16 protein-coding genes are annotated in these 22,989 nt (G+C 58.2%); 3 read left to right on the top strand and 13 right to left on the bottom strand.

Annotated elements, in window-relative coordinates; all coding sequences use genetic code 11:
- Positions 1-108 precede the first annotated feature (108 nt).
- Positions 109-1,134: an iron ABC transporter substrate-binding protein gene (locus tag HBN68_RS09085; RefSeq protein ID WP_094991963.1), complete on the top strand. Its 1,026-nt coding sequence runs from the start codon at positions 109-111 to the stop codon at positions 1,132-1,134.
- Positions 1,134-2,687, top strand: coding sequence for an iron ABC transporter permease (locus HBN68_RS09080; RefSeq protein WP_094991962.1), 1,554 nt, complete (start codon positions 1,134-1,136; stop codon positions 2,685-2,687). The genes HBN68_RS09085 and HBN68_RS09080 overlap by 1 nt, the downstream gene beginning before the upstream one ends.
- 59 nt (positions 2,688-2,746) lie before the next feature.
- Here HBN68_RS09080 and HBN68_RS09075 read toward each other — a convergent pair whose 3' ends face one another.
- From HBN68_RS09075 to HBN68_RS09020, 12 genes are all read right to left on the bottom strand, one after another.
- Positions 2,747-4,681: a methyl-accepting chemotaxis protein gene (locus HBN68_RS09075; protein ID WP_169963735.1), complete on the bottom strand. Its 1,935-nt coding sequence runs from the start codon at positions 4,679-4,681 to the stop codon at positions 2,747-2,749.
- A 139-nt stretch (positions 4,682-4,820) separates the two neighbouring features.
- The gene (locus HBN68_RS09070; protein ID WP_047273128.1) at positions 4,821-6,110 is read right to left on the bottom strand and encodes an adenylosuccinate synthase; all 1,290 of its coding nucleotides are present in this window, start codon (positions 6,108-6,110) and stop codon (positions 4,821-4,823) included.
- A 54-nt stretch (positions 6,111-6,164) separates the two neighbouring features.
- Positions 6,165-7,352: an ATP phosphoribosyltransferase regulatory subunit gene (locus HBN68_RS09065; RefSeq protein WP_169963733.1), complete on the bottom strand. Its 1,188-nt coding sequence runs from the start codon at positions 7,350-7,352 to the stop codon at positions 6,165-6,167.
- Between the two features lie 323 nt (positions 7,353-7,675).
- Positions 7,676-8,554, bottom strand: coding sequence for a protease modulator HflC (gene hflC / locus HBN68_RS09060; RefSeq protein WP_094991959.1), 879 nt, complete (start codon positions 8,552-8,554; stop codon positions 7,676-7,678).
- On the bottom strand, positions 8,554-9,738 hold the full coding sequence (gene hflK, locus HBN68_RS09055; RefSeq protein WP_094991958.1) for an FtsH protease activity modulator HflK: 1,185 nt from the start codon (positions 9,736-9,738) through the stop codon (positions 8,554-8,556). Before hflK ends, hflC begins: the two co-directional genes overlap by 1 nt.
- Positions 9,739-9,834: 96 nt before the next feature.
- Positions 9,835-11,136, bottom strand: a complete 1,302-nt coding sequence (hflX, locus tag HBN68_RS09050; protein ID WP_047273124.1) for a ribosome rescue GTPase HflX — start codon at positions 11,134-11,136, stop codon at positions 9,835-9,837.
- Between the two features lie 12 nt (positions 11,137-11,148).
- Positions 11,149-11,409 carry an RNA chaperone Hfq gene (hfq, locus tag HBN68_RS09045; RefSeq protein WP_047273123.1) on the bottom strand — a complete coding sequence of 87 codons (261 nt, stop codon included), beginning with the start codon at positions 11,407-11,409 and terminating at the stop codon, positions 11,149-11,151.
- Between the two features lie 89 nt (positions 11,410-11,498).
- Positions 11,499-12,479: a tRNA (adenosine(37)-N6)-dimethylallyltransferase MiaA gene (miaA, locus tag HBN68_RS09040; protein ID WP_169963731.1), complete on the bottom strand. Its 981-nt coding sequence runs from the start codon at positions 12,477-12,479 to the stop codon at positions 11,499-11,501.
- Positions 12,479-14,392: a DNA mismatch repair endonuclease MutL gene (mutL, locus tag HBN68_RS09035; RefSeq protein WP_169963729.1), complete on the bottom strand. Its 1,914-nt coding sequence runs from the start codon at positions 14,390-14,392 to the stop codon at positions 12,479-12,481. The genes miaA and mutL overlap by 1 nt, the downstream gene beginning before the upstream one ends.
- Positions 14,389-15,813, bottom strand: coding sequence for an N-acetylmuramoyl-L-alanine amidase (locus HBN68_RS09030; protein ID WP_222931620.1), 1,425 nt, complete (start codon positions 15,811-15,813; stop codon positions 14,389-14,391). The genes mutL and HBN68_RS09030 overlap by 4 nt, the downstream gene beginning before the upstream one ends.
- Positions 15,813-16,286: a tRNA (adenosine(37)-N6)-threonylcarbamoyltransferase complex ATPase subunit type 1 TsaE gene (gene tsaE, locus HBN68_RS09025; protein ID WP_094991955.1), complete on the bottom strand. Its 474-nt coding sequence runs from the start codon at positions 16,284-16,286 to the stop codon at positions 15,813-15,815. Before tsaE ends, HBN68_RS09030 begins: the two co-directional genes overlap by 1 nt.
- On the bottom strand, positions 16,274-17,134 hold the full coding sequence (locus HBN68_RS09020) for an NAD(P)H-hydrate dehydratase (RefSeq protein WP_169963727.1): 861 nt from the start codon (positions 17,132-17,134) through the stop codon (positions 16,274-16,276). The genes tsaE and HBN68_RS09020 overlap by 13 nt, the downstream gene beginning before the upstream one ends.
- Positions 17,135-17,196: 62 nt before the next feature.
- On the opposite strand from HBN68_RS09020, the gene queG reads away from it, so the two are divergent.
- The gene (gene queG, locus HBN68_RS09015; RefSeq protein WP_169963725.1) at positions 17,197-18,261 is read left to right on the top strand and encodes a tRNA epoxyqueuosine(34) reductase QueG; all 1,065 of its coding nucleotides are present in this window, start codon (positions 17,197-17,199) and stop codon (positions 18,259-18,261) included.
- A 10-nt stretch (positions 18,262-18,271) separates the two neighbouring features.
- Here queG and HBN68_RS09010 read toward each other — a convergent pair whose 3' ends face one another.
- The gene (locus HBN68_RS09010) at positions 18,272-22,954 is read right to left on the bottom strand and encodes an RHS repeat-associated core domain-containing protein (RefSeq protein WP_169963723.1); all 4,683 of its coding nucleotides are present in this window, start codon (positions 22,952-22,954) and stop codon (positions 18,272-18,274) included.
- Positions 22,955-22,989 lie beyond the last annotated feature (35 nt).

Raw genomic sequence — 22,989 nt, 5'->3', positions numbered from 1 at the left:
ACAGTTGGTCGCGTTTGCGCAATTGGACGCTGGGTCAAGCGCACATGAGAAACAATATCGTTTATTATTGTTACAAGTTTTGTAGTACCCAAGCGAGGAACCCAGCGAATGATGCTCCGAAATACCCAGCTTGCGACATTCCTACTGCGCGGCCTGTCGATCGCCGCTATCGGTCTCACACTCACCGCACCTACCGCCTACGCCGCCGACAAAGTCTCCCTGACGCTCTACAACGGTCAGCACAAGGAGGTCGGTGATAACCTCGCCGCCGCGTTCGAAGCCAAGACCGGCATTCATGTGAATGTGCGCAAAGGCAGCAGCAACCAGCTGGCCAGCCAAATCATGGAAGAAGGTGATCGCTCGCCCGCCGACGTGTTCTACGCCGAGGAATCCCCGCCACTGAACAACCTGGGCGAACAGGGTTTCCTGGCCAAGGCTGATGACGCCACCCTGCAAGCACTGCCCAAGGAATACGTGGCCGCCAATGGCACGTGGATCGGCGTGACTGCACGTACTCGCGTGGTTGCGTTCAACCCGAAAAAGATTGATGAAAAGGACCTCCCCAAGTCGGTACTGGACTTTGCTGACCCCGAATGGCAAGGCAAGATCGGTTTCGTGCCCACCAGCGGCGCGTTTCAGGAACAAGCCGTGGCCATCATCAAACTGCATGGCCGTGAAGCCGCAGAAGAATGGCTGACTGGCCTGCGTGCCTTCGGCAAGACCTACACCAACAACATGGTGGCGCTCAAAGCTGTCGAGAATGGCGAAGTGGCGGCAGTGTTGGTCAATAACTACTACTGGTTTGCCTTGCAGCGCGAAAAAGGCCAACTGGACTCCAAGCTGCATTACTTCACCGACGGTGATGCGGGCGGCTTGATTACCGTGTCCAGCGCAGGTGTGCTCAAAGCCAGCAAGCATCCGAAAGAAGCCCAGCAATTGCTGGCGTACATGGCCAGCGAAGAAGGCCAGCGCGTGATTACCAACACCACTGCGGAATACCCGATGCGCAAAGGCATGGTCTCGGAGCGCGGGCTCAAGCCGTTCGATGAGTTGCAACCGCCAAAAGTAACCCCGGCCGATCTGGGCAACGCCGAAGAAGCGCTGGACCTCGAACGCGACGTTGGCCTGCTCTAATGCTCGCGGCCACCCAACCTGCCCGCTTCACCCTGAAACGCAAACGGCCTTCGATCTGGTTGCTGTTGCCCGTCCTGTTGCTGGTGGGTCTGAGCCTGTTGCCGCTGCTGTATGTCGGCACCAAAGCCTGGCAAGCCGGATGGGCGCAAGCGGCGCATATGTTGTGGCGGCCTTATGTGTTCGGCCTGATGCGCAACACGTTACTGCTGATGGTAGGCGTAACCGTGACCTGCGCACTGGTCGGTCTGTCACTGGCGTGGTTGCTGGAACGCAGCAACCTGCCGGGACGCCGTTTGTGGGGGGTGATTTTGTGCCTGCCGTTCGCGGTCCCGGCGTTTGTCAGCAGCTTCACTTGGGTGTCGCTCAGCTCCAGTTTTGAAGGGTTGGGCGGCGCCATTCTGGTGATGAGCCTGTCCAAGTACCCGCTGATTTTCCTCCCGGTTGCGGCCACGTTGCGCAACCTCGACCCGGCCCTGGAAGAGTCGGCCCGCACTTTGGGCCAGAACCGCTGGGGCGTGTTTTTCAGGATCACCCTGCCGCTGTTGTGGCCATCGCTACTGGCCGGTTCGCTGCTGATTGCACTGCATATGCTGGTGGAGTTCGGCGCGCTGTCGATCATCGGCCTGCAAACGTTCACCACTGCGATTTATCAGCAGTTCGAACTGGAATTCAGTAATGCCAATGCGGCAATGCTGTCAGCCGTGCTGCTGGTGATGTGCCTGACGTTGTTGTGGCTGGAACTCAAAGTGCGCGGCAAGGGGCGCCATGTGCGCATCGGCCAGGGTGCCGCACGTCATGCCGAACAAGTGCGTCTGGGCACGTTTGCGTTGGCAGGTCAGTTGTATTGCCTGGTACTGGCGATCATTGGCAGCGGGATTCCGTTGGGTATGTTGGTGTACTGGCTGGTCAAAGGCAGCTCGGCCGCCTTCCCGATGGCGGAGATTGGCGAAGCTTTGTTCTCATCGCTGTCCTTGGCATTGGGCGGTGCAGCGCTGTGTCTGGTACTGGCGGTGCCGGTGGGGTTGCTGGTGGTGCGTTATAAAGGTCAGTTGGCGATCTGGGCCGAACGTTTACCGTATCTGCTGCACGCCTTGCCGGGCCTGGTGATTGCCTTGGCGCTGGTGTACTTCGCCCTGCATTACGTGCCTGCGCTGTACCAAACCTCGGCCTTGCTGCTGATCGCATACGCGTTGTTGTTTTTACCGCTGGCTCAAGCCCCGATCCGCACGGCGCTGAACAAGGCCGCGCCGCAACTTGAAGAGGCGGCACGCACGCTGGGGGCTTCATCGTTCTCGGCATTTTGCCGCGTGACATTGCCGATTATCTTCCCGGCCTTGGGCGCAGCGTTTGCGCTGGTGTTCCTCGATGCGATGAAAGAACTGACGGCGACATTGCTGCTGAGCCCGACCGGGCTTAATACGCTGGCTACGCAAGTGTGGTCGCACACCTCAAACATCGAGTTCGCTGCGGCGGCGCCGTATGCCGCGCTGTTGATTCTGGTGTCAGGGTTGCCGGTGTATTTGCTGACCACACGGATGTATTTAAGCCGGTAAACAGTAGGCCCTCACCCCGCCCCACTCACGCAATGAGAGGCAGGGTGAGGCCTTGGCTTTCAGGCACGAAACTGCCCAAGACTCGCCTTCAACTGCGCTGCCAACCCATCCAGCACCCTTCCACTGGCCGTGGTTTCACTCACAGCCTGTGCCGCCCGCTCGGTCTGCGCATGGATCACTTGCACCCGCGCACGCACCGCATGGGCACCCTGCGCCTGATGAGCTGCGGCTCGGGTGGCGTCGTCAATGGCGGCATGCACCTTCTCCACCGAGGCCTGGACGGTTTTCTGTAATTGCACGCTGCCACGCAGCACCGCCAGCCCCTCATCCGCTTGACGCCCCGCTAGCCCGATAGCAGTGACCGCTTCTTTAGCACCTTGCTGCAAGGCCACGATGTGCGCCTGGATATCGCCCGTCGAGCTTTGCGTTTTGCTCGCCAGTGCTCGCACCTCGTCTGCCACAACCGCAAAGCCCCGACCGGTCTCTCCCGCTCGCGCCGCCTCAATGGCTGCGTTAAGGGCCAGCAAGTTAGTTTGCTCTGCGATACCGTGAATCACAGTCAGGACCACTTCGATCTGCTCGCTTTGCTGTGCCAATCGCTCGATCACTTTGGCCCCGGCACCGACCTGCTCCGCCAGCGCTTCGATCAGACCGCCTACCTGCGCGGAGGTACGGGTGTTTTCATCAGTGGCCTGGCGAATATCCATCACCTGTTGCAGCGCTGCCTGCATCGCCTGGCTTTCCGTTTGCGCGTCATCGGCCATGGTCGACAAGGCGTCCAGACTTTGAGCCACCTCATCACGCTGCAATTGCGCGGCGGCGTCCGCTCCGGCATTGCGCAGGGTCATGGCACCGATTTCGACACCGGTGCGCTGCGCCACGTCCCCTGCTTCACGCACGATGGGCTGTAATTTATCGACAAAGCGGTTGACCGCGCCCGCCATGTCACCGATTTCATCTTTACTGGTAAGCCCTACGCGCTTGGTCAGGTCGCCCTCCCCGGCAGCCAAGTCATCCAGTGCCGCGATCAGCAACAAGAGCTTGTTGACCACGCGCCGCCCCAGCACTACGGCCACCAGCAGCAGGACAGCAAAGCCGACAATCGCCAGCCCCAGCCCAATGCGCCAGCGCAGGGTGTCCGCCGCATCACGCACAGTGCTGGCGGTATTGGCCTGCATCTGGGCGGCTGCGGCTTGGGCCGATTCCAGTCGCGAACGCAATGCGCCCGCACTGTCGGCGGCCGCCCCTTGCAGACTTTCGCTGACCAACTGCTCACTGCTGGCAATCAACCCGTTAAAACGTTTATCGAGCGCCACCACGTCCTGCTCAATCGTCGCGGTGGAAACGCCCATGAGAACTTTGCCAATCTCCACACCATTGGGGCTGATAGGGGCTTCGAGGTAATACACCGCCGGAGCATGGCGGGCCGCATCCAGCACTTTATCCAGCGCACGCTCCCCCTGACCCTTTTCCAGCAGCGCTTTGTTGATTGGGTTTTCACGGTTGAGGTAACGCGTGAGGTGCTGGCCGGTGGCGTCGTCGTAGACCACAAACAGCACGTTGGGATTACGCTGAGCACGACGGGCGAATTCAGACAGGGTAGGCACGTCGCTGTCCCACATCGCACGCGGCGCTACGGCGGCAAGGAGTTGCGCCATGTCGTTCGCGGAATCCATCAAGCTTTTTTCAAGGGTCGTACGCACCTGCGCCTGCTCGGCTTTCAAGCGCGGGGATAACCCTGCTGTCAGGCGTTGCCGCGTACTCGCCGACAAGCCTTCCAGACTGCCTTTTACTTCGTTTCCGGCTTGCTCCAGTTCCGCCGAGAGTTTTTGACTGTCGGCCCCCAAACGCGTGTGCAGATCCGACTCCAACGCCGTGACCGTGCTCCGTGTCAGTGCAACCGCGACCAGTACTTGCACCAAAAGGGCGATACCAAGGGTAACGAACACGGGCCGCAACAGTCGGCTTTGTAACAGAGAAAGAATGGCTGACATGACGAACCCCTCTACGACGGTGCCATTACATTGATGGCACCTTTGATGGGTTCTCTACAGCAAGGGTCATGCCGTGAACTGCATTCGCGGCAAAAACAACAAAGGGCCCCGAAGGGCCCTTTGTTTGACAGCGTACGACTTAAGCGAACGGGTGACGCAGAACGATGGTTTCGTTGCGGTCCGGGCCAGTCGAAATGATGTCGATCGGTGCGCCGATCAGTGCTTCTACGCGCTTGATGTAAGCACGTGCGTTAGCTGGCAGCTCTTCCAGGGTTTTGGCGCCCACGGTCGATTCAGTCCAGCCCGGCACTTCTTCGTACACAGGCTGCAGGCCCACGTAGCTGTCAGCGTCGGTCGGTGCGATCTCGTTACCGTCTGCGTCTTTGTAACCTACGCAGATGTTGATGGTTTCCAGACCGTCCAGTACGTCCAGCTTGGTCAGGCAGATGCCCGAGATGCTGTTCACGTCGATAGCGCGACGCAGGATAACGGCGTCGAACCAGCCGCAACGACGGGCACGGCCAGTGGTGGCACCGAACTCGTGACCTTGCTTGGCCAGGTGAGCGCCGACGTCGTCGAACAGCTCAGTCGGGAATGGACCCGAGCCCACACGCGTGGTGTAAGCCTTGGTGATGCCCAAGATGTAATCCAGGAACATCGGGCCTACGCCCGAACCGGTCGCAACGCCACCGGCAGTGGTGTTGGAGCTGGTCACGTACGGGTAGGTGCCGTGGTCGATGTCGAGCAACGAACCTTGCGCGCCTTCGAACATGATGTCTTTGCCAGCGCGACGCAGGTCGTGCAGCTCGGCAGTCACGTCGAGCATCAACGGCTTGAGCAGCTCGGCGTATTCCTTGCACTCGGCCAGGGTCTTGTCGAAGTCGATGGCTGGCTCTTTGTAGAAACCCACCAGCATGAAGTTGTGGTATTCCACCAATTCACGCAGCTTGGCTTCGAAACGCGGCATGTTCAGCAGGTCACCGACACGCAGGCCACGACGTGCAACCTTGTCTTCGTAAGCCGGGCCGATGCCGCGACCGGTTGTACCGATCTTCAGCTCGCCACGGGCCTTTTCACGGGCCTGGTCCAGCGCCACGTGGAAGGACAGGATCAGCGGGCAGGACGGGCTGATACGCAGGCGCTCACGCACCGGTACGCCTTTCTCTTCCAGCTTGATGATTTCACGCAGCAAGGCATCGGGAGCAACCACGACGCCGTTGCCGATCAGGCATTGCACGCCTTCGCGCAACACGCCCGACGGAATCAGGTGCAATACGGTTTTTTCGCCGTCGATAACCAGCGTGTGGCCAGCGTTGTGGCCACCCTGGTAACGCACTACAGCGGCAGCATGTTCGGTCAGCAGATCAACGATCTTGCCTTTGCCCTCATCACCCCATTGGGTGCCCAGGACTACGACATTCTTACCCATAACACTTGTCCTCATTCGCGCAAACTTGGTGCCGGCAGCCGCCGGCGGGAAAACTCAAGAAGCGAGCGGCATCACTTGCCACACGCCGTTCTGCAGAATCAATTGGCGATCACAATCGTCCTCGCGGGCGGCGGTCAACGCCTGCCCAGGCAATGCCTGGACCACGCGCTGGCCTTGGCTGCGAAGCTGGCAAACGTGCTGCCAGAGTGCCGCATCCGTGCTGTCAGGCATCCAGATACCGCCAGACGGTAGCTCGACTTCAGCACGCCCCAGGGTTACCAGGGTTTTCAAATCGGTCGAGAAGCCGGTTGCCGGACGGGCACGACCGAAGTCGGCGCCGATGTCGTCATACCGCCCCCCCTGAGCAATGGAGTCCCCAACGCCCGGTACAAAAACCGCAAACACCACACCTGTGTGGTAGTGATACCCACGCAACTCACCCAGGTCGAAATACAACGGCAACTGCGGGAAACGCACAGACAACCGCTCGGCAATCGCCAGCAAGTCATCCAGAGCAGCCATGACCTGCGCCGGAGCCCTGGCCAGTCGCTCACGCGCAGCAGCCAGTACCTCACGACCGCCACACAAATCAACCAATGCCCGCAGCATGTCCGCCAGATCGGCAGGCAAGCCTTCGGTCAAGGCCGTTACTTCGTCGATCGCCTTGCGCTGCAGGGCGTCGAACAATTGTTGTTCCACTTCAACCGACAGTCGGGCCGCACGGGCCAAACCACGGTAAATACCGACATGCCCCAGGTCCATGTGGACATCCGGGACGTCAGCCAGTTGCAGCATTGCCAGCATCAGGCTGATGACTTCAACGTCGCTGCTCGGGCTCGCATCGCCATACAGCTCGGCACCCAGCTGGATCGGGCTGCGCGAGGATGACAGGGCACGCGGCTGAGCATGCAGCACGCTGCCGGCGTAGCACAAACGGCTAGGACCGGCACGGCGCAAGGTATGCGCGTCGATCCGCGCTACTTGCGGCGTGATGTCGGCACGAAAACCCATCTGGCGACCCGTCTGCGGGTCAATAACCTTGAAGGTCCGCAGGTCGAGATCCTGGCCAGCCCCGGTTAGCAAGGACTCCAGGTATTCGATATGCGGGGTGACGACGAACTCATAGCCCCAGCTCTGGAACAGATCCAACACCTGACGGCGCGCCACTTCGATGCGGGCTGCTTCAGGTGGAAGTACTTCTTCGATGCCATCTGGCAAGAGCCAGCGGTCTACCGTTGCCATTACGCCATTCCCCTATGATCCGGGCGGCCAGCCAGCAGGCGAGCCTTGAGTAAAGCAGAACGTGGCTGCGTCTTGAACGCGCACAGCAAAAAAGCCTTAAACGAAAGGCTCACACAGCACATTCCTCGAAAAATCTGCCGACGCTGTACCAGCCGATCGGTCAATCAAACATGCAGACGCAAAAAAGCCGGGAATTTCCCGGCTGCCGCATCATACACACGTTTTCTTAAAGGATCACCCCGCCAGGCCATTTGCCCGCCAGGCGGAGTGAAAGCATGCGCCCGATTGTTACGTCAGAGACCACAATCGGACGGCATGACGCCTTATTGTTGCTGCGGCTTGGACTTTTCCAGGTAACGGAAGAAGTCGCTGCTCGGGTCAAGAACCAGTACGTCGCTCTTGTTCGCAAAGCTTTCGCGGTAAGCGCGCAGGCTGCGATAGAACTTGTAGAACTCTTGATCCTGACCGTAAGCCTTGGAGTAAATCGAAGCAGCCTGGGCATCACCATCACCGCGCAACTCTTCAGACTGACGATATGCCTCAGCCAGCAGAACACGACGTTGACGATCGGCGTCGGCACGAATGCCTTCTGCCAGCTCATTACCCTTGGCCCGGTGCTCGCGCGCTTCGCGCTCACGCTCGGTGCTCATGCGCTCGAACACGCTGCGGTTTACTTCTTTTGGCAGGTCAATGGCCTTGACGCGAACGTCGACCACTTCGATGCCCAGCTCTTTTTCAGCCATTTTGTTCAGCGACGCAGTGATGTCAGCCATCAAAGCATCACGCTCACCCGACACCACTTCGTGCAGGGTGCGCTTACCAAACTGGTCACGCAGGCCGGATTCCAGACGACGCGACAAGCGCTCGTCAGCAATCTGCTTCATGCCGGAGGTGGCGGTGTAGAAGCGCTCGGCATCTTTCACACGCCACTTGGCGAAGGCATCAACCATTACAGCTTTCTTTTCCAGCGTCAGAAAACGCTGGGTCGGCGCATCCAGCGTCATCAGGCGGGCGTCGAACTTGCGCACCTGGTTAACGTAAGGAATCTTCACGTGCAGGCCGGGCTGGACATCTGCCTGAACCACACGGCCGAAGCGCAGCAGAACCGCACGTTCGGTTTGCGAGACGATGTAGAAGCTGTTCCAGGCCACCACTGCCACGACTACGCCGACAATAAGGGCGATCAGCGATTTATTGCTCATCAGCGGCTCTCCCTGGTACGCGGCTGTTGCGGCAGATCGGTGCTGGTATGTGAAGCAGCATCATTATTGGTGCTCGCTGCAGCGCCAGAACCCGTTGCCGGCGTGCTGTTGCCATTACGGCCTTCGATCATTTTGTCCAGCGGCAGGTAAAGCAGGTTGCTCTGGCCGTTTTTATTGCCGGTCACGAGTACCTTGCTGGTATTGCTGAAGACGTCCTGCATGGTGTCCAGGTAGAGACGATCACGCGTGACTTCCGGCGCCTTGCGGTACTCGGCAACCAGTTTGGTAAAGCGGTCAGCCTCACCCTTGGCGCGAGAAACCACTTCGTCGCGGTAGCCGTTGGCATCTTCGATGATGCGCTGAGCCTGACCACGTGCTTCCGGCACCACACCATTGGCATAGCTTTCAGCCTGGTTGCGGGCACGTTGCTCGTCTTCACGGGCACGGATCACGTCATCAAAGGCTTCCTGCACTTCGCGCGGTGCTGCGGCGTTCTGCACGTTGACCTGAGTCACAGTGATGCCCGTTTTGTAGGTATCGAGGAAGCGCTGCAAGCGTTCCTTGATTTCTATCGCCATCTGCTCACGGCCTTCGGTCAGAACCTTGTCCATCGAGGTCGAACCCACGACGTGACGCAAGGCGCTGTCGGTCGCCTGTTGCAGACTGACTTCCGGTTGATCGACATTCAGCACGAAGTCGCGCAGGTTGCTGATCTTGTACTGCACGGTCAGCGGCACTTCGACGATGTTTTCGTCTTCAGTCAGCATTTGGCCCTGCTTGGTATACGCACGCTCACGCGTCACGTTTTCCATGTACTTTTTATCGAACGGCGGGAAGTAGATATTCAGGCCCGGCCCAACTGTGTCGTAGTACTTGCCCAGGCGCAGCACCACGGCTTGCTCCTGTTCGTCGACCACGTAAACAGCGCTGTACAGCCAGATGGCTGCCATGACGACCAGTACGATGCCCAGCACGCCAAAGCCGGCGCTTTTGCCGCCGTTTGAACCGCCATCGCTACCGCCTGTACGTTTTTTCCCACCACCGAACAACCCATTCAGGCTTTCCTGCAGCTTTCGGAAGGCCTCGTCGAGATCTGGTGGTCCCTTGCGGTCGCCATTTTTAGGGCGTTTGCTACCCCAAGGATCCTGATTGTTCGAGTTGCCACCCGGCTCATTCCAAGCCATAGCGCTCTCCATCTGATAAAGCAAAGACGCGCCCACGGCGCGCCGACCAATGCTACAGAATGCCTATCACAGCGGCACGACCGCTTTGCGAGGCTTTTATTGCAAAGTGTGTTCTTCGATGAACACTGCTGGCTCCATCCCTTCGCGGCTGACCAGGCGGTTAAGCTCGGCTCGCGGCAGGCGTACATCCAGCAGGCACACACCTTCATCGTCGTGTTCTTCTTTTTGCACCGCGCCCAGCTCAAAGAACTGTGCACGCAGTCGAGCAAAACGCTGCGGCAAGCGCAAGGTGCCAACGAACAATTCATTGCCCAACAACTCGGCGATGGCTTGTTGCAGCAGCTCCAACCCCTCACCGTCGCGGGCCGACAACCAGACCCGCTGCGGTTTGCCATCGGCATCACGCTGAATCTGCGGCTCAACCGCTTCGAGCAAATCGATTTTGTTGTAGACCTCAAGGATCGGCAAGTCCTGAGCGCCAATCTCGTTCAGCACCACCATCACCTGCTCGATCTGCGCCATGCGCTCCGGCTCGTGTGCATCAATTACATGCAGCAACAAATCCGAATTGCTCGACTCTTCGAGCGTAGACCGGAAAGCTTCAACTAGCTTGTGCGGAAGATGACGAATGAAGCCCACGGTGTCAGCCAGTACGATGGGGCCAAGGTCGTCGAGATCGAGACGGCGCAAGGTCGGATCGAGTGTGGCGAACAACTGGTCGGCTGCGAACACGTCAGAGCCGGTCACCGCATTAAACAGCGTGGACTTCCCGGCGTTGGTATAGCCCACTAACGAAACCGTAGGAATGTCGGCGCGTTGGCGCCCTCTACGGGATTGCTCGCGTTGACTGCGGACTTTTTTCAGACGGGCCTTGATCTGGCTGATGCGTACACGCAGCAGACGCCGGTCGGTTTCGAGCTGGGTTTCACCCGGCCCGCGCAAACCGATACCGCCACCCTGACGCTCAAGGTGGGTCCAGCCGCGCACAAGACGCGTGCTCATGTGATCAAGCTGTGCAAGTTCGACTTGCAGCTTGCCTTCATGGGTACGGGCGCGTTGAGCGAAGATATCGAGGATCAGCCCGGTACGGTCAAGCACGCGACACTCGAAAACACGTTCGAGGTTTCGCTCCTGACTGGGCGTGAGGACATGATTGAAAATCACAATGTCGACCTTCTCGGCCTTGACCAGGTCGCGCAACTCCTCGACCTTGCCACTGCCAATCAGGTACTTGGCCGATGGCCGATGACGCGGCACGTTAAAAAACGCGACGGTCTCGGCGCCGGCCGACACAGCTAACTCCTGGAACTCCTGCGGATCTTCGCGCGCCTCAGGGTCCTGACCTTCCAAGTGAACGAGGATTGCTCGCTCACCACCACCGTGGCGCTCAAAGAACAAAGCAGACTCCTATCAGGCGTTACCTGGCTCAGCGTCTGCTTGTTCCGATTCTGCTGCGCTTGGCAGACGAATTGGACGCACAGGAACGACTGTCGAGATAGCGTGTTTATAAACCATTTGGCTGACGGTGTTTTTCAACAGAATCACGAACTGGTCGAAAGACTCAATAGTCCCCTGCAGCTTGATCCCGTTGACCAGGTAGATGGAAACGCCAACCTTCTCTTTACGCAAAGTATTCAAGTAAGGGTCTTGTAGCGAATGCCCTTTTGACATATGCCGCACTCCTGTAAGGATAAAAAAAGAAACAAAATTTAGAGGGTCGATGACGCCACACCCATAGGATAGACGGCATTTCCGGAGACTCAGCTCAATATGGAGACCGATCCCAGGTATTTCAAGGCTCGTGGCAGATTGTCGCAGGCCAGGCTGTCAAGCCAATGCAGGTCATCCCAGCTGCGCAACCAGGTGAACTGCCGCTTGGCCAACTGGCGCGTGGCAATGATGCCGCGCTCCTTCATCTCGGCCTGCGACAGCTTGCCGTCGAGGTAGTCCCAGACTTGTCGATAGCCCACTGCACGTATAGACGGCAACCCTGCATGAAGGTCACTTCTATTACGCAGGACTAGGACCTCATCTATGAACCCCTGTTCCAGCATTTGCCCGAATCTTTGTGCAATTCGTTCATGCAGTACCTGACGTTCCGCCGGAGCGATGGCCAAGTGCGCGACAGTATAGGGCAATTGGCTAGCGCCTGAAGCCGCTGCTTTAGTAGATTGCTCAGATTGTTTCAGGCGATGTTCAGTCATGCTCAGACCACTCACCCGATAGACCTCAAGCGCGCGCGTCAAACGCTGAGGATCGTTGGGGTGAATCCGTGCTGCCGATTCCGGATCGATCGCCGCCAACTGATCGTGCAGAGCTTGCCAGCCCAGGCGCTGTGCCTCTTCTTCGAGCTGCGCACGCACCTCGGGATCGGCAGCCGGCATGTCTGCCAGCCCATCAATCAATGCCTTGTAATACAGCATGGTCCCGCCCACCAGCAGCGGAATATTGCCGCGAGCGGTGATTTCGGCCATGGCTTTTAGGGCATCGGCACGGAAGTCGGCCGCTGAATAGCTCTGTGCCGGATCGAGAATGTCGATCAATTGGTGCGGATGTTTGGCCAATATGTCGCGGGAGGGTTTGGCAGTGCCAATGTCCATGCCGCGGTACACCAGCGCCGAATCCACACTGATCAACTCGCAGGGCAGAACTTTGCTCAGTTCAATGGCGAGGTCAGTCTTGCCGGCCGCCGTCGGCCCCATCAGAAAAATGGCGGGAGGTAATGCGTTGGAACCTGTCATCAGCGACCGCGCAAAAAGAGTTTGTCCAAATCGTCCAGGCCCATTTGGGTCCAGGTGGGACGACCATGATTGCACTGACCACTGCGCTCGGTGTTTTCCATGTCACGCAACAAGCCGTTCATTTCCGGGATCGCCAAGCGGCGGTTGGCCCGAATCGCACCGTGGCACGCCATGGTGCCGAGCAGTTCGTTGAGGTGCGCCTGAATCCGGTCACTGGTGCCGTATTCCATCAAGTCCGCGAGTACGTCATGCACCAGACGCTGGGCCTCTGCTTGCTTGAGCAATGCCGGGATCTGGCGGATGGCCAATGTTTCCGGGCCCAGACGCTGCAATTCAAAGCCCAGACGCTGGAACCATTCGGCATGCTCTTCAGCACAATCGGCTTCGCGCTGACTGACGGCGATCGATTCGGGCACCAGCAATGGCTGCCCGCTCAAACCCTCGCTGGCCATGGCGATTTTCAGCCGCTCGTACATGATCCGTTCATGCGCTGCGTGCATGTCTACCAACACCAACCCCAGAGCGTTTTCGGTCAGGATATAAATGCCTTTGAGCTGCGCCAGCGCAAAGCCCAGCGGCGGGATGTCACCCTGCCCCTCAGGCAGCGGCGATGCATTGGCTTCGGGCAACGGCGCGAAAAATTCGCGGTAGGCATTGCGCGCCTCTTCGGCGGGCACCGAGGGCGTGGAAGGCTGCGGGCGATATTGATACTGATAACCGGCCCCGGCGCCTGATCCGGCAACGTGCGGGGTGGGCGCGGACTGCGGCTGCTCCAGTACGTGGGCGGCCAGGCGCATTTCACCTTGCGGACCAAACTCACCCGCACCCAGACCGGTCGGGCGTTCAGCCCCCGGCACCGGCGCCGGGGCGGACAATTGGTCTTCGGGGCGTACATCACCCAGCGCGCGGTGCAAGGTGCCGTACAAAAAGTCATGCACCATGCGCCCATCACGGAAACGCACTTCGTGTTTGGTCGGGTGAACGTTAACGTCGACCACCGCAGGGTCGACCTCGAAAAACAGTACAAACGTCGGATGACGGCCGTTAAACAGTACGTCGCGGTACGCCTGACGCACCGCATGCGCAACCAGCTTGTCGCGCACGGCCCGGCCATTCACGTAGAAATATTGCAAGTCGGCCTGGCTACGCGAGAACGTTGGTAAGCCCACCCACCCCCATAAATGCAAGCCGTTGCGCTCGACTTCAATCGGCAACGCCTGCTCCAGGAACGCCGAACCGCAGACTGCGGCCACACGCCGGGCTCGCGCCACATCGTCGCGGGCTTCATGCAGGTTGAGGATCGACTTGCCGTTGTGACGCAAATTAAATGCCACGTCGAAGCGCGCCAGCGCCAAGCGTTTGATCACTTCTTGAAGGTGATCGAATTCGGTTTTTTCGGTCTTGAGAAACTTGCGCCGCGCAGGCGTATTGAAGAACAGGTCGCGCACTTCAACCGATGTACCCACGGGATGGGCAGCCGGCTGAACCCGGGGCGCCATGTCGCGGCCTTCAGTTTCAACTTGCCACGCTTGGTCGGCGCCACGGGTGCGCGAGGTCAGGGTCAACCGCGCCACGGAACTGATGGACGCGAGCGCCTCCCCGCGAAAACCGAGGCTCATCACCCGCTCAAGGTCTTCAAGGTCACGAATTTTGCTGGTGGCGTGCCGCGCCAGTGCCAGAGGCAAATCGTCGCTTGAGATACCGCTACCATCGTCGCGCACACGCAACAACTTGATACCGGCCTGCTCAACGTCCACATCAATGCGCTTGGCGCCGGAGTCCAGGCTGTTTTCCAGCAGCTCCTTGATCACCGACGCGGGGCGCTCAACCACCTCGCCCGCAGCAATCTGGTTGGCCAGGCGCGGGCTGAGCAGCTCAATCCGCGCACTGCTCGTGAGTTCAATCTCACTCATTGCTTGGACACCAGTTCAGCAGCGGGAATGCTGAGGGTCTGACCCACCTTGAGTTCATCGCTTTTCAGGCTGTTGCTGGAGCGCAGCGTGGCCACGCCGACCTGATAACGCACGGCGATCATGGCCAAGGTTTCGCCCGGCAACACACGGTGCTCGCGGGCGCTTTGGGCAATTTTGCCCGTATCACGCAGCCAGGCGATATAGGTGCCCGGCGGCGGGTTTTGCTGGAAGAACTGACGAACACCGCTGCTGATCGAACGCGCCAGTGCCTGCTGGTGGTTCGCCGACGCCAGCTTCGAGGCTTCGTTGGCATTGGAGATAAAGCCGGTTTCCACGAGGATCGACGGGATGTCCGGCGATTTAAGCACCATAAACCCGGCCTGCTCCACGCGTTGCTTGTGCAACGGGGTTACGCGGCCAATGTTGGTCAGGACTTTCTGGCCCACGTTCAAGCTGGAGGTCAACGACGCCGTCATCGACAGGTCGAGCAGCACACCGGCCAGCATGCGGTCTTTGTCGTCCAGGCTGACGTTACCGGCACCGCCGATCAAGTCAGAACGGTTTTCACTGTCGGCCAGCCAGCGCGCCGTTTCAGACGTGGCCCCGCGTTCAGACAATGCAAACACCGAAGCGCCAAACGCGGCCTTGGAAGGCGCGGCGTCAGCGTGGATCGAGACGAACAGATCGGCACCCTTCTTGCGGGCAATTTCAGTACGGCCACGCAGAGGAATGAAATAGTCGCCCGTCCGGGTCAGCTCGGCGCGGAAGCCTTTCATGCCGTTGACCTGACGCTGCAATTCTTTGGCAATCGCCAAGACCACATCTTTCTCGCGTTGACCGCGGGAACCTGAAGCTCCCGGGTCTTCACCGCCGTGGCCGGCGTCAATCACGACCACAACACTGCGCTTGCCACTCGGAATCGGGGGCAATGCGACATCAGGCTGCGCAGGGGTCACTGGCACCACGGGCACTTTCGCCACGTTGGTGGCAGGCAGGCTTGGCGCCAGATCAACGCCCTGATCATAAAGGTCAACCACAAGACGGTTGCCGTACTGGGCGTTAGGCGCCAGCACAAAACTCTTCGGGGTAACGGACTTTTTCAGGTCGATCACCACGCGCAGGTCGGTGGGTGTTCGTTGCGCCGAGCGCAAGCTGGTAATCGGCGTGTTGGCCGTCGGCACATTCAATGCGCCTGCCAGAGTAGCGCCGTTGATGTCGATCACCAGCCGGTCGGGCGATGTGAGGGTAAACACGCTGTGTTGCACCGGGCCTGTCAGGTCAAACACCAGACGTGTGTTGTCCGGTGCGCGCCACAGTCGTACGCTTTTTACCTGGGTCGCGGCCAAGGCGTTGACGGCCATGACACTGAGCAACACTCCAACGACACTCACTAACGCGCGAAAGCGCATACCAAACCCCATCATTGATTGTTTTCCGGTGCCAAGGCGGCACACCAAGACTCGCCACGCGAACCTTGGGGCGTCAGCGTCAGCAAACGCCCGGTGTTATAAGGGGTAATGGTAATGGTCAGGTCGGGCTTTGGCAAAAAGCCTGCACCCTTTTCGGGCCACTCGATCAAACACAGTGCGTCATCTTCGAAATAGTCGCGAATGCCCAGAAATTCCAGCTCTTCAGGGTCAACCAAGCGATAAAGGTCGAAATGGAAGGCGCGAATGTCGCCAATCTCGTAGGGCTCAACCAACGTAAAGGTCGGACTTTTAACCGCACCCACATGCCCAAGCCCGCGAATCAAGCCGCGTGACAGGGTGGTTTTGCCCATTCCAAGGTTGCCTTCAAGGAAGATCAGACCATGGCCTTCGGTGATACTCGCCAGCTTTGCGCCAAACGCGGTCATGGCCGCTTCATCGTCCAGTTGCAGTTTTAATGTGTGCACGGTGCGTGTTCCTCCAACAACTGACGAATGGCTGGAATCAAATCAGTGGCCGCCAGCCCTCGGCCCAGAATCCCTTGTTGCTCTCCGGCGCGGGCATGCAGCCACACCGCCAGACACGCCGCATCAAACGCTGACATGCCTTGTGCCAGGAATGCGCCAATCACGCCTGCCAACACATCACCCAACCCGGCTGTGGCCATGGCAGGATGCCCGAGATCGCAGAGCGCCAATTGGCCATCCACCCCGGCAATCAAACTGCCTGCGCCTTTAAGCACGCACACAGCTGAGTATTTTTTAACCAGTGCCCGCGCCGCCGCAGGACGATCGGCCTGCACCTGTTCAGCGCTGATGCCCAACAACCGCGCCGCTTCGCCAGGATGCGGCGTCATCACGGAGCCCGGCGCCAATGCAAGGTCAGCGTTGGACAACAGATTCAACGCATCGGCATCCCACACCTGCGGGATTTTTGCCTGCGCCGCTGCAGACAGCAGGCTGCGGCCCCATGCTGCCTGCCCCAAACCGGGGCCAACCACCAACACCGAGGCCTGCACCAAAAGTCTCATCAACTGATTGGCAGACGACACACCTAAGGTCATCACTTCCGGCAGGCGGGTCAACGCCGCGGGCACATGCTCCGGGCGCGTGGCCAGTGACACCAGCCCGGCGCCGCTGCGTAAGGCTGCCTGGGCACTCAAGGTGATGGAACCGCCGAAACCTCGATCTCCACCTATGAGCAGCACGTGCCCGAACTGGCCTTTATGCGCATCAGGCGCGCGTGCAGGCAGGCGCGGCAAGGTGGCTACGTGCAGGAGGTCGGGTTCAGATAACAGGTGTTTGGTCTGCGGCATACGTGTCGGGCTCCGATGTCTGGCAGAATTATACGCATCTCAGCCCCGGTTTCTCTTGCCTCATGCCTGCTATTACTGTCGACCTACCCGCTCTCGCTCAATCCATCAAGGAATGGGGCCGCGAGCTGGGCTTTCAACATGTCGCCATTGCCGGCCTCGATCTGGAAGAGCACGAGCAACACCTCGAACGCTGGCTCGCAGCGGGTTATCACGGCGAGATGGACTACATGGGTGCTCACGGCAGCAAACGCTCGCACCCTGAAGAGCTGGTGCCCGGTACCTTGCGCGTGGTGTCGCTGCGCATGGACTACCTGCCCGGCGACACGCACATGGCGCAATTACTGGCCCAGCCAGAAAAAGCCTACGTGTCGCGTTACGCCTTGGGGCGCGACTACCACAAACTGATCCGCAAGCGCGTGCAACAACTGGCGGACCGTATTCAAGCCCAGATCGGCCCGTTCGGCTTTCGTGCCTTCGTCGACAGCGCACCGGTGCTGGAAAAAGCCATCGCTCAAAAAGCCGGTTTGGGCTGGATCGGCAAGAACACCTTGATCCTCAATCGCAAGGCGGGCAGTTACTTCTTTTTGAGCGAGCTGTTTGTCGACCTGCCGCTGCCCGAAGATGCACCGCACGAAACCGAACACTGCGGGCGTTGCACGGCCTGCCTGGATATTTGCCCGACCAATGCGTTTGTCGGGCCTTATGTGCTGGATGCACGGCGGTGTATTTCGTACCTCACTATTGAGCTAAAAAGCGCCATACCGGTAGAACTGCGCGCCATGATCGGCAATCGGGTGTTTGGCTGCGATGACTGCCAGATCGTATGCCCCTGGAACCGCTTCGCCCGCACCACGACTGAAGGTGACTTCAAGCCGCGGCACAACCTGGACAACGCTGAGCTGGCCGAATTGTTCATGTGGGATGAGGACACATTCCTGCGCAGCACAGAAGGCTCGCCACTGCGACGGGCTGGTTATGAGCGCTGGCTGCGCAATCTGGCCGTGGGGCTGGGCAATGCGCCGTCGACCATTCCTGTGCTGGAAGCATTGAAGGCACGCCGCGATTACCCGTCAGCACTGGTGCAGGAGCATGTGCAGTGGGCGCTTGATCAGCACGCGGCGCGCTAGAGGCTTTGGCTTACTTCTTCATCAGTGCGTGCCCGCCAACCTGGAGTATTTCTACTGAATCCTTGTGCAATAAAAACGTGACGCGGTCCTTTCCACCTATACGAATCTCATATTGATGTATGTTTTTAGCCGTGCCACTCATCCTGGTGTACTTGGCGTCACCGAGTTTTTGCGCGGCTACACCCGGGTGCAAATTCTGCTCTTCGATACTTTTAACAAACCGGTGATAGTCATTCAGAGCACTCTCACTCAAATCTGAACGTATATTTTTCGGCTTGGGCGCAATAACTTTCCATTTCACAGCGGGTGCCGTGGTTTTCCCCTTGGCACCGCTTGCCATTGCCTTTCCCGCTTTTATTGCCCCTTTTCCATCGAGCCCATTCTTAAAGGCATCGTGCATGCGATTACCAAAATAGATGAAACCTTTGCCCAAGGCAGCAAGGCCTATACCGACTGATAGAAGCCCAAGCCCCAGACTTACATAACCCAATATTTCGCCTGCACCTGACTCCGGGCAAGCCCCTTGAAATACAGCACTGGCAATCCCCGCGATGCCACTGGTCACGCCCGCCACCAGTCCCGCGATTGCCAGCGGGGTAGCCACACCAAACGTTGCAATGCTTGCCAGGATACCCAGCGCAGCCATACCGGCGCCTACGATAGCTTCCCAAACGGAATGCCCTGTAGGGTCGCTTCGATTGATCGGATCACCCAAACAATAGGCATAGGGATTCAACCCTCCGGCGCCAAACGGACTCTGGTTGTCCGGGCTCTGAAAACGCATCAGTAAAGGATCGTATGCCCGATAGCCATTCCCCAGCAGGTAACACTCAGTCACGGAGTCAAAACGCTCGCCATTGAAACCGAGCCCGGTCAGCACCTCACCTTGCATCGACCGGTTGCCATAAGGGTCATATGCAACCGAAGAAACATGATCATTCACAGACGCACCCAACACGGTCTTCTGTGAGTCACCCGCCAGTAAGACTGTACGTGCCGCGCCCCCTTGCTCCTCCTGCCCCAGCAGCGTATTCCCCATGCGCAGAAACGTCTTGGTATCCGAGCCCTGAACTTCATTGACCAAACAGTCATCGCGATAAAAAAAATGCCGGGGGGCCGTGTCGCTATCGATCATCTCGACCAAACGGTCCCCCGCGTCGTAGCCGTACTTGCGAACGGCAGCATTCACGGCCAGCGACACCTGTGTGAGACGACCCAAGCCGTCATAACTCAACGTCCGTCCGGCAGCATCCAGAATCAAATGCCCATTGGCGTCATAGCGCAACGTAACCGGCGCCGGATAGTCCGCATGAGAGTGCTCAACCTTGATCAACTGCGTCGGGTCACTCTCGCTCATGGTGTAGGTCGTGGTGTTTTGGCCGCCCTCGAAGGTTGTCTGCAGCGACACAATGTTGTCCCAAGCATCAAATTCGAAGCGCTGGGCCACAATCTCTTTACCCAACGGGTTACAGGGGCGCTGGGAGCCATTACACCGGTAATGGACAAGTCGCCCCCGACGGTCATAGTCGAAATACTCATCGCGCAGGACGACCCCGTTATTCAACAGGCTGCGCTGAGCAACTTTACTGGCGCGGGTGTAACGGGTTTTCAAGGTGAATTTTTCAACACCATTGGCGTGCACCATGCGCTGCACTTCCCGCCCCACCTCGTCATAGCTCATGGTCGTTGTAAGCTGTTGTTGCGCGGCATCACTGGCCTTGATGATGTGCATCTGACCCAAGGCGTTGTACTCGCACTCAGCCTTTAAAGCGTCGCAACTCATGGTTTTCAGCCGGCCGTATGCGTCATAACCGTGCTCACTGCGCGAACCGTCTACACCCACCTGGCTCAGCACGCGCCCCCCCAGGGAATAGGTGTAAAAAGCTTCGTACAACTGCCCCGCCAGGGCCCATTGCTCCCGCTTCAGCCTTCCCGCCCGTGAGTATTCATAGGTGCTGGTACGTCCCAGTTCGCTGGCGCGAGTGAGCAAGCCGGAACGGGGGTCATAACCATAAACAGAAGTTTGATTCGCACTCGTACGCCCGACCACTGCCCCATCAAGCATCGCCTCATAGTCGCGGGTGCTGCGCTGACCATCGGGTCGACTGACCGCACGTGGAAGTGAGCTACCCGGTGCATATTCATAGGTCGTTTTCCGCCCACCGGTGTCGCTTGCGACCAAACGCCCCAAGCCATCGAACGTCTGGGTGCCGATCACTTTGTCAGCCGCTTGAATTTGCACCGGCAGTTCTTCGCTGCTGAACGACGCATACCGGGTCTCTACAACCGTCGCGTCGGGCAAAGTGCTTCGACAGAGGCGCCCAAAAGCGTCGTACTCAAATGTGGTCTCATTGCCTGCGGGATCCGTCTGCCGAATGCATCGACCAAACCCATCATAGGCATGGGTCGTTTTGGACTGGCTAACGCCCTGCAAATCGAAGGTCTCAACACTTAGAGGTTTGCCTTGAGTATTAAAAAACGTGACCGTTTTACCCTGCCCCTGTTTCCAGCAGGTCTGCGATAAATGCTCAGGGGATCGCTCGACATGCGCCTGCACACCTTCAGGATGAAGCGTTGTTTTGACCTGTCCCCAATCGTCATAGGCATAGCGTGTCTGAAGCACCAACGGCCTGACACCCAGCCAGTCTGTAACGGTTTCGCTATGAAGCTGACCCAGGCTGTTGTACTGGTTGCGCTTGATGAGCCGCAATGGCTGTTCGTTCGAAGTGCTTTCTACGTCTTGCTCCTCAATCGTGCAGACACGCCCAATACCGTCGTATGTCACTCGCTGCTGCATGCCATTGACATCAGTAATGAGGAGCGTGGGGTACTGCGTCTCGGATTGAGGGAGCTGGTAAGCCCTGGTTTTTGAGGCTTGGTACGACGAAGCCTTCGACACCGTTTCGCGTGTCACCCGCCCCAATGCGTCATATTCATACTCGACTGGTGCCTTGTCTTCTTCGCTACGCGATAAACAGCCCCCCGTAAATGCGCAGTAAACAACCCGGTCCGTTGCGCGGCTTTCGTCATGGCCTGTCAGTACAGTTTCCACCGTCACTGCATGATGGCTGATGACATAGTTACGTGTTTCTTTAGTAGCCAAGCCGTTGAGGGTCGAAGTTTTGGCTACCGGGCGTCCATGGAGAGTGGGGTCCTGAGGTGTTGCAGCGTATTCATAATCGGTTTGCTCATGCAAAACCTCGGCTTCACCAACACGCACATAGAACTGCTCGCGCTCGGGAATAATCGAAGCAACTGTCGCGCCCTCAAGCAGCGCCAATGCGGTATACCGAAATCGTGTGATGTGATGAGGTTCTTGCGGGTGAGTGCCAGAGAAGACCGTTTTTTGACGTGGAAACCGGACAAACATCAAGGGATCCGCCGGGCAACCGTCAGCACCTTCACTCGGGAAGTAGTCAGTCAGCGTGGTAAGGCCATCAGGTGTGACACGTTTGACTTCATTGCCATACGTGTCGAACTCAAACTGCGTAACCTCCTCACGGAAAATGCCTGTTTTGACATCCTCGTAGCGCTTCAGCGAGCGCTTTGGCAGTCGGCATTGCGCAGGCTGGTCCCTGAAGCACTTGCCTGCCTCGGTGTGATAATCCACCCGCTCGGATATTTTTTTTGCACCGCACCGAGTCACTTCAGCGTCCAGCAAATGAAATTTGTTAAAGGTGCGCACTGTTTCACTGTGCACCTCCCCCCCTGACATCAGGGTTTCGGTCGATGCATAGCTGTAATCTCCAACGACTTTGTAAAGCCTGTCGCCAGACGTTTCTGATGAGAAACCGGCCGCGCCAAAGCCCAGGAAGTTGGTATCTGAAAAGTTGAAGTGTTTATGAATAGAGGGCTGCCCATTACCCGGGAATACCGAGTGTGTCGCCACTGAAGCCATTGCAGGCATGCTGCTTCCTTCAGGAAAGCGCAGCCCCATTGTTTTGTAACTTATATGTTCAATCGCTCCCAGGGGCGAGTACAAACGCGACAGATAGGCCAGCCCGTTGAGCACCAGATAACGTATTTCCCATCGCCCACCACCGGGCAACGTAATACTGGAGAGGCGGCCATTGACTAAATGAATAACGAAAGTGGCCTCCTTATCGGAACCGGGAAAGCGCTTGAGCTCTAATCCTGCGCCCGTACGCGTGATCGACAACAGCGTTCGACGGCTATCGCGCACCTCGCTCAACATCGGATGACCGTTATAAAGCGTGTAAGCCAGTTCAATACTTGCCCCGTTGGCACTCCATATTCGTTGCGTCATCGCTACGTTGCTGAGCCCCATCATGGCCAGTTCTTCACATTGACCATTTTGGGCAGACAAGAGAAAGCGTTTTTCCCCTGTGACATGCAACTTGTGGTGCTCAAGCTTCTGATCCGTCAGCAAAACCCTGGACGGTAACTCCTGCGTTTTATAGGTTTCTCCGCTTGCCAGCGATAGCGTTTTAGCTGTCCGGTCATAACGCGTAGCCGTCAGCATCCAGCCGATACCAAAACCGCGATCAAAGGAATTAAGCGGATTAAAGTGAAGACTCAGTGGTAGGGCTGGACCATTGAGCGCTTGAGACTGGATGTTGCCCAACGACAACCTGCAACTGTAAATACCTGTGCGAGGATCCACCCCTCCCGACAGGAAACTGTCGAAGTTAAAAGCATTTGAATAAATATCGTTATTTCCCGCAACTGGCATTACGCACCCCTTTCATATTTTATTTATCACGCAGA

Source organism: Pseudomonas sp. WS 5078 (assembly GCF_012985745.1).
Classification (GTDB): domain Bacteria; phylum Pseudomonadota; class Gammaproteobacteria; order Pseudomonadales; family Pseudomonadaceae; genus Aquipseudomonas; species Aquipseudomonas lundensis_A.
This window is presented reverse-complemented; position numbering and strand designations above follow the sequence as displayed.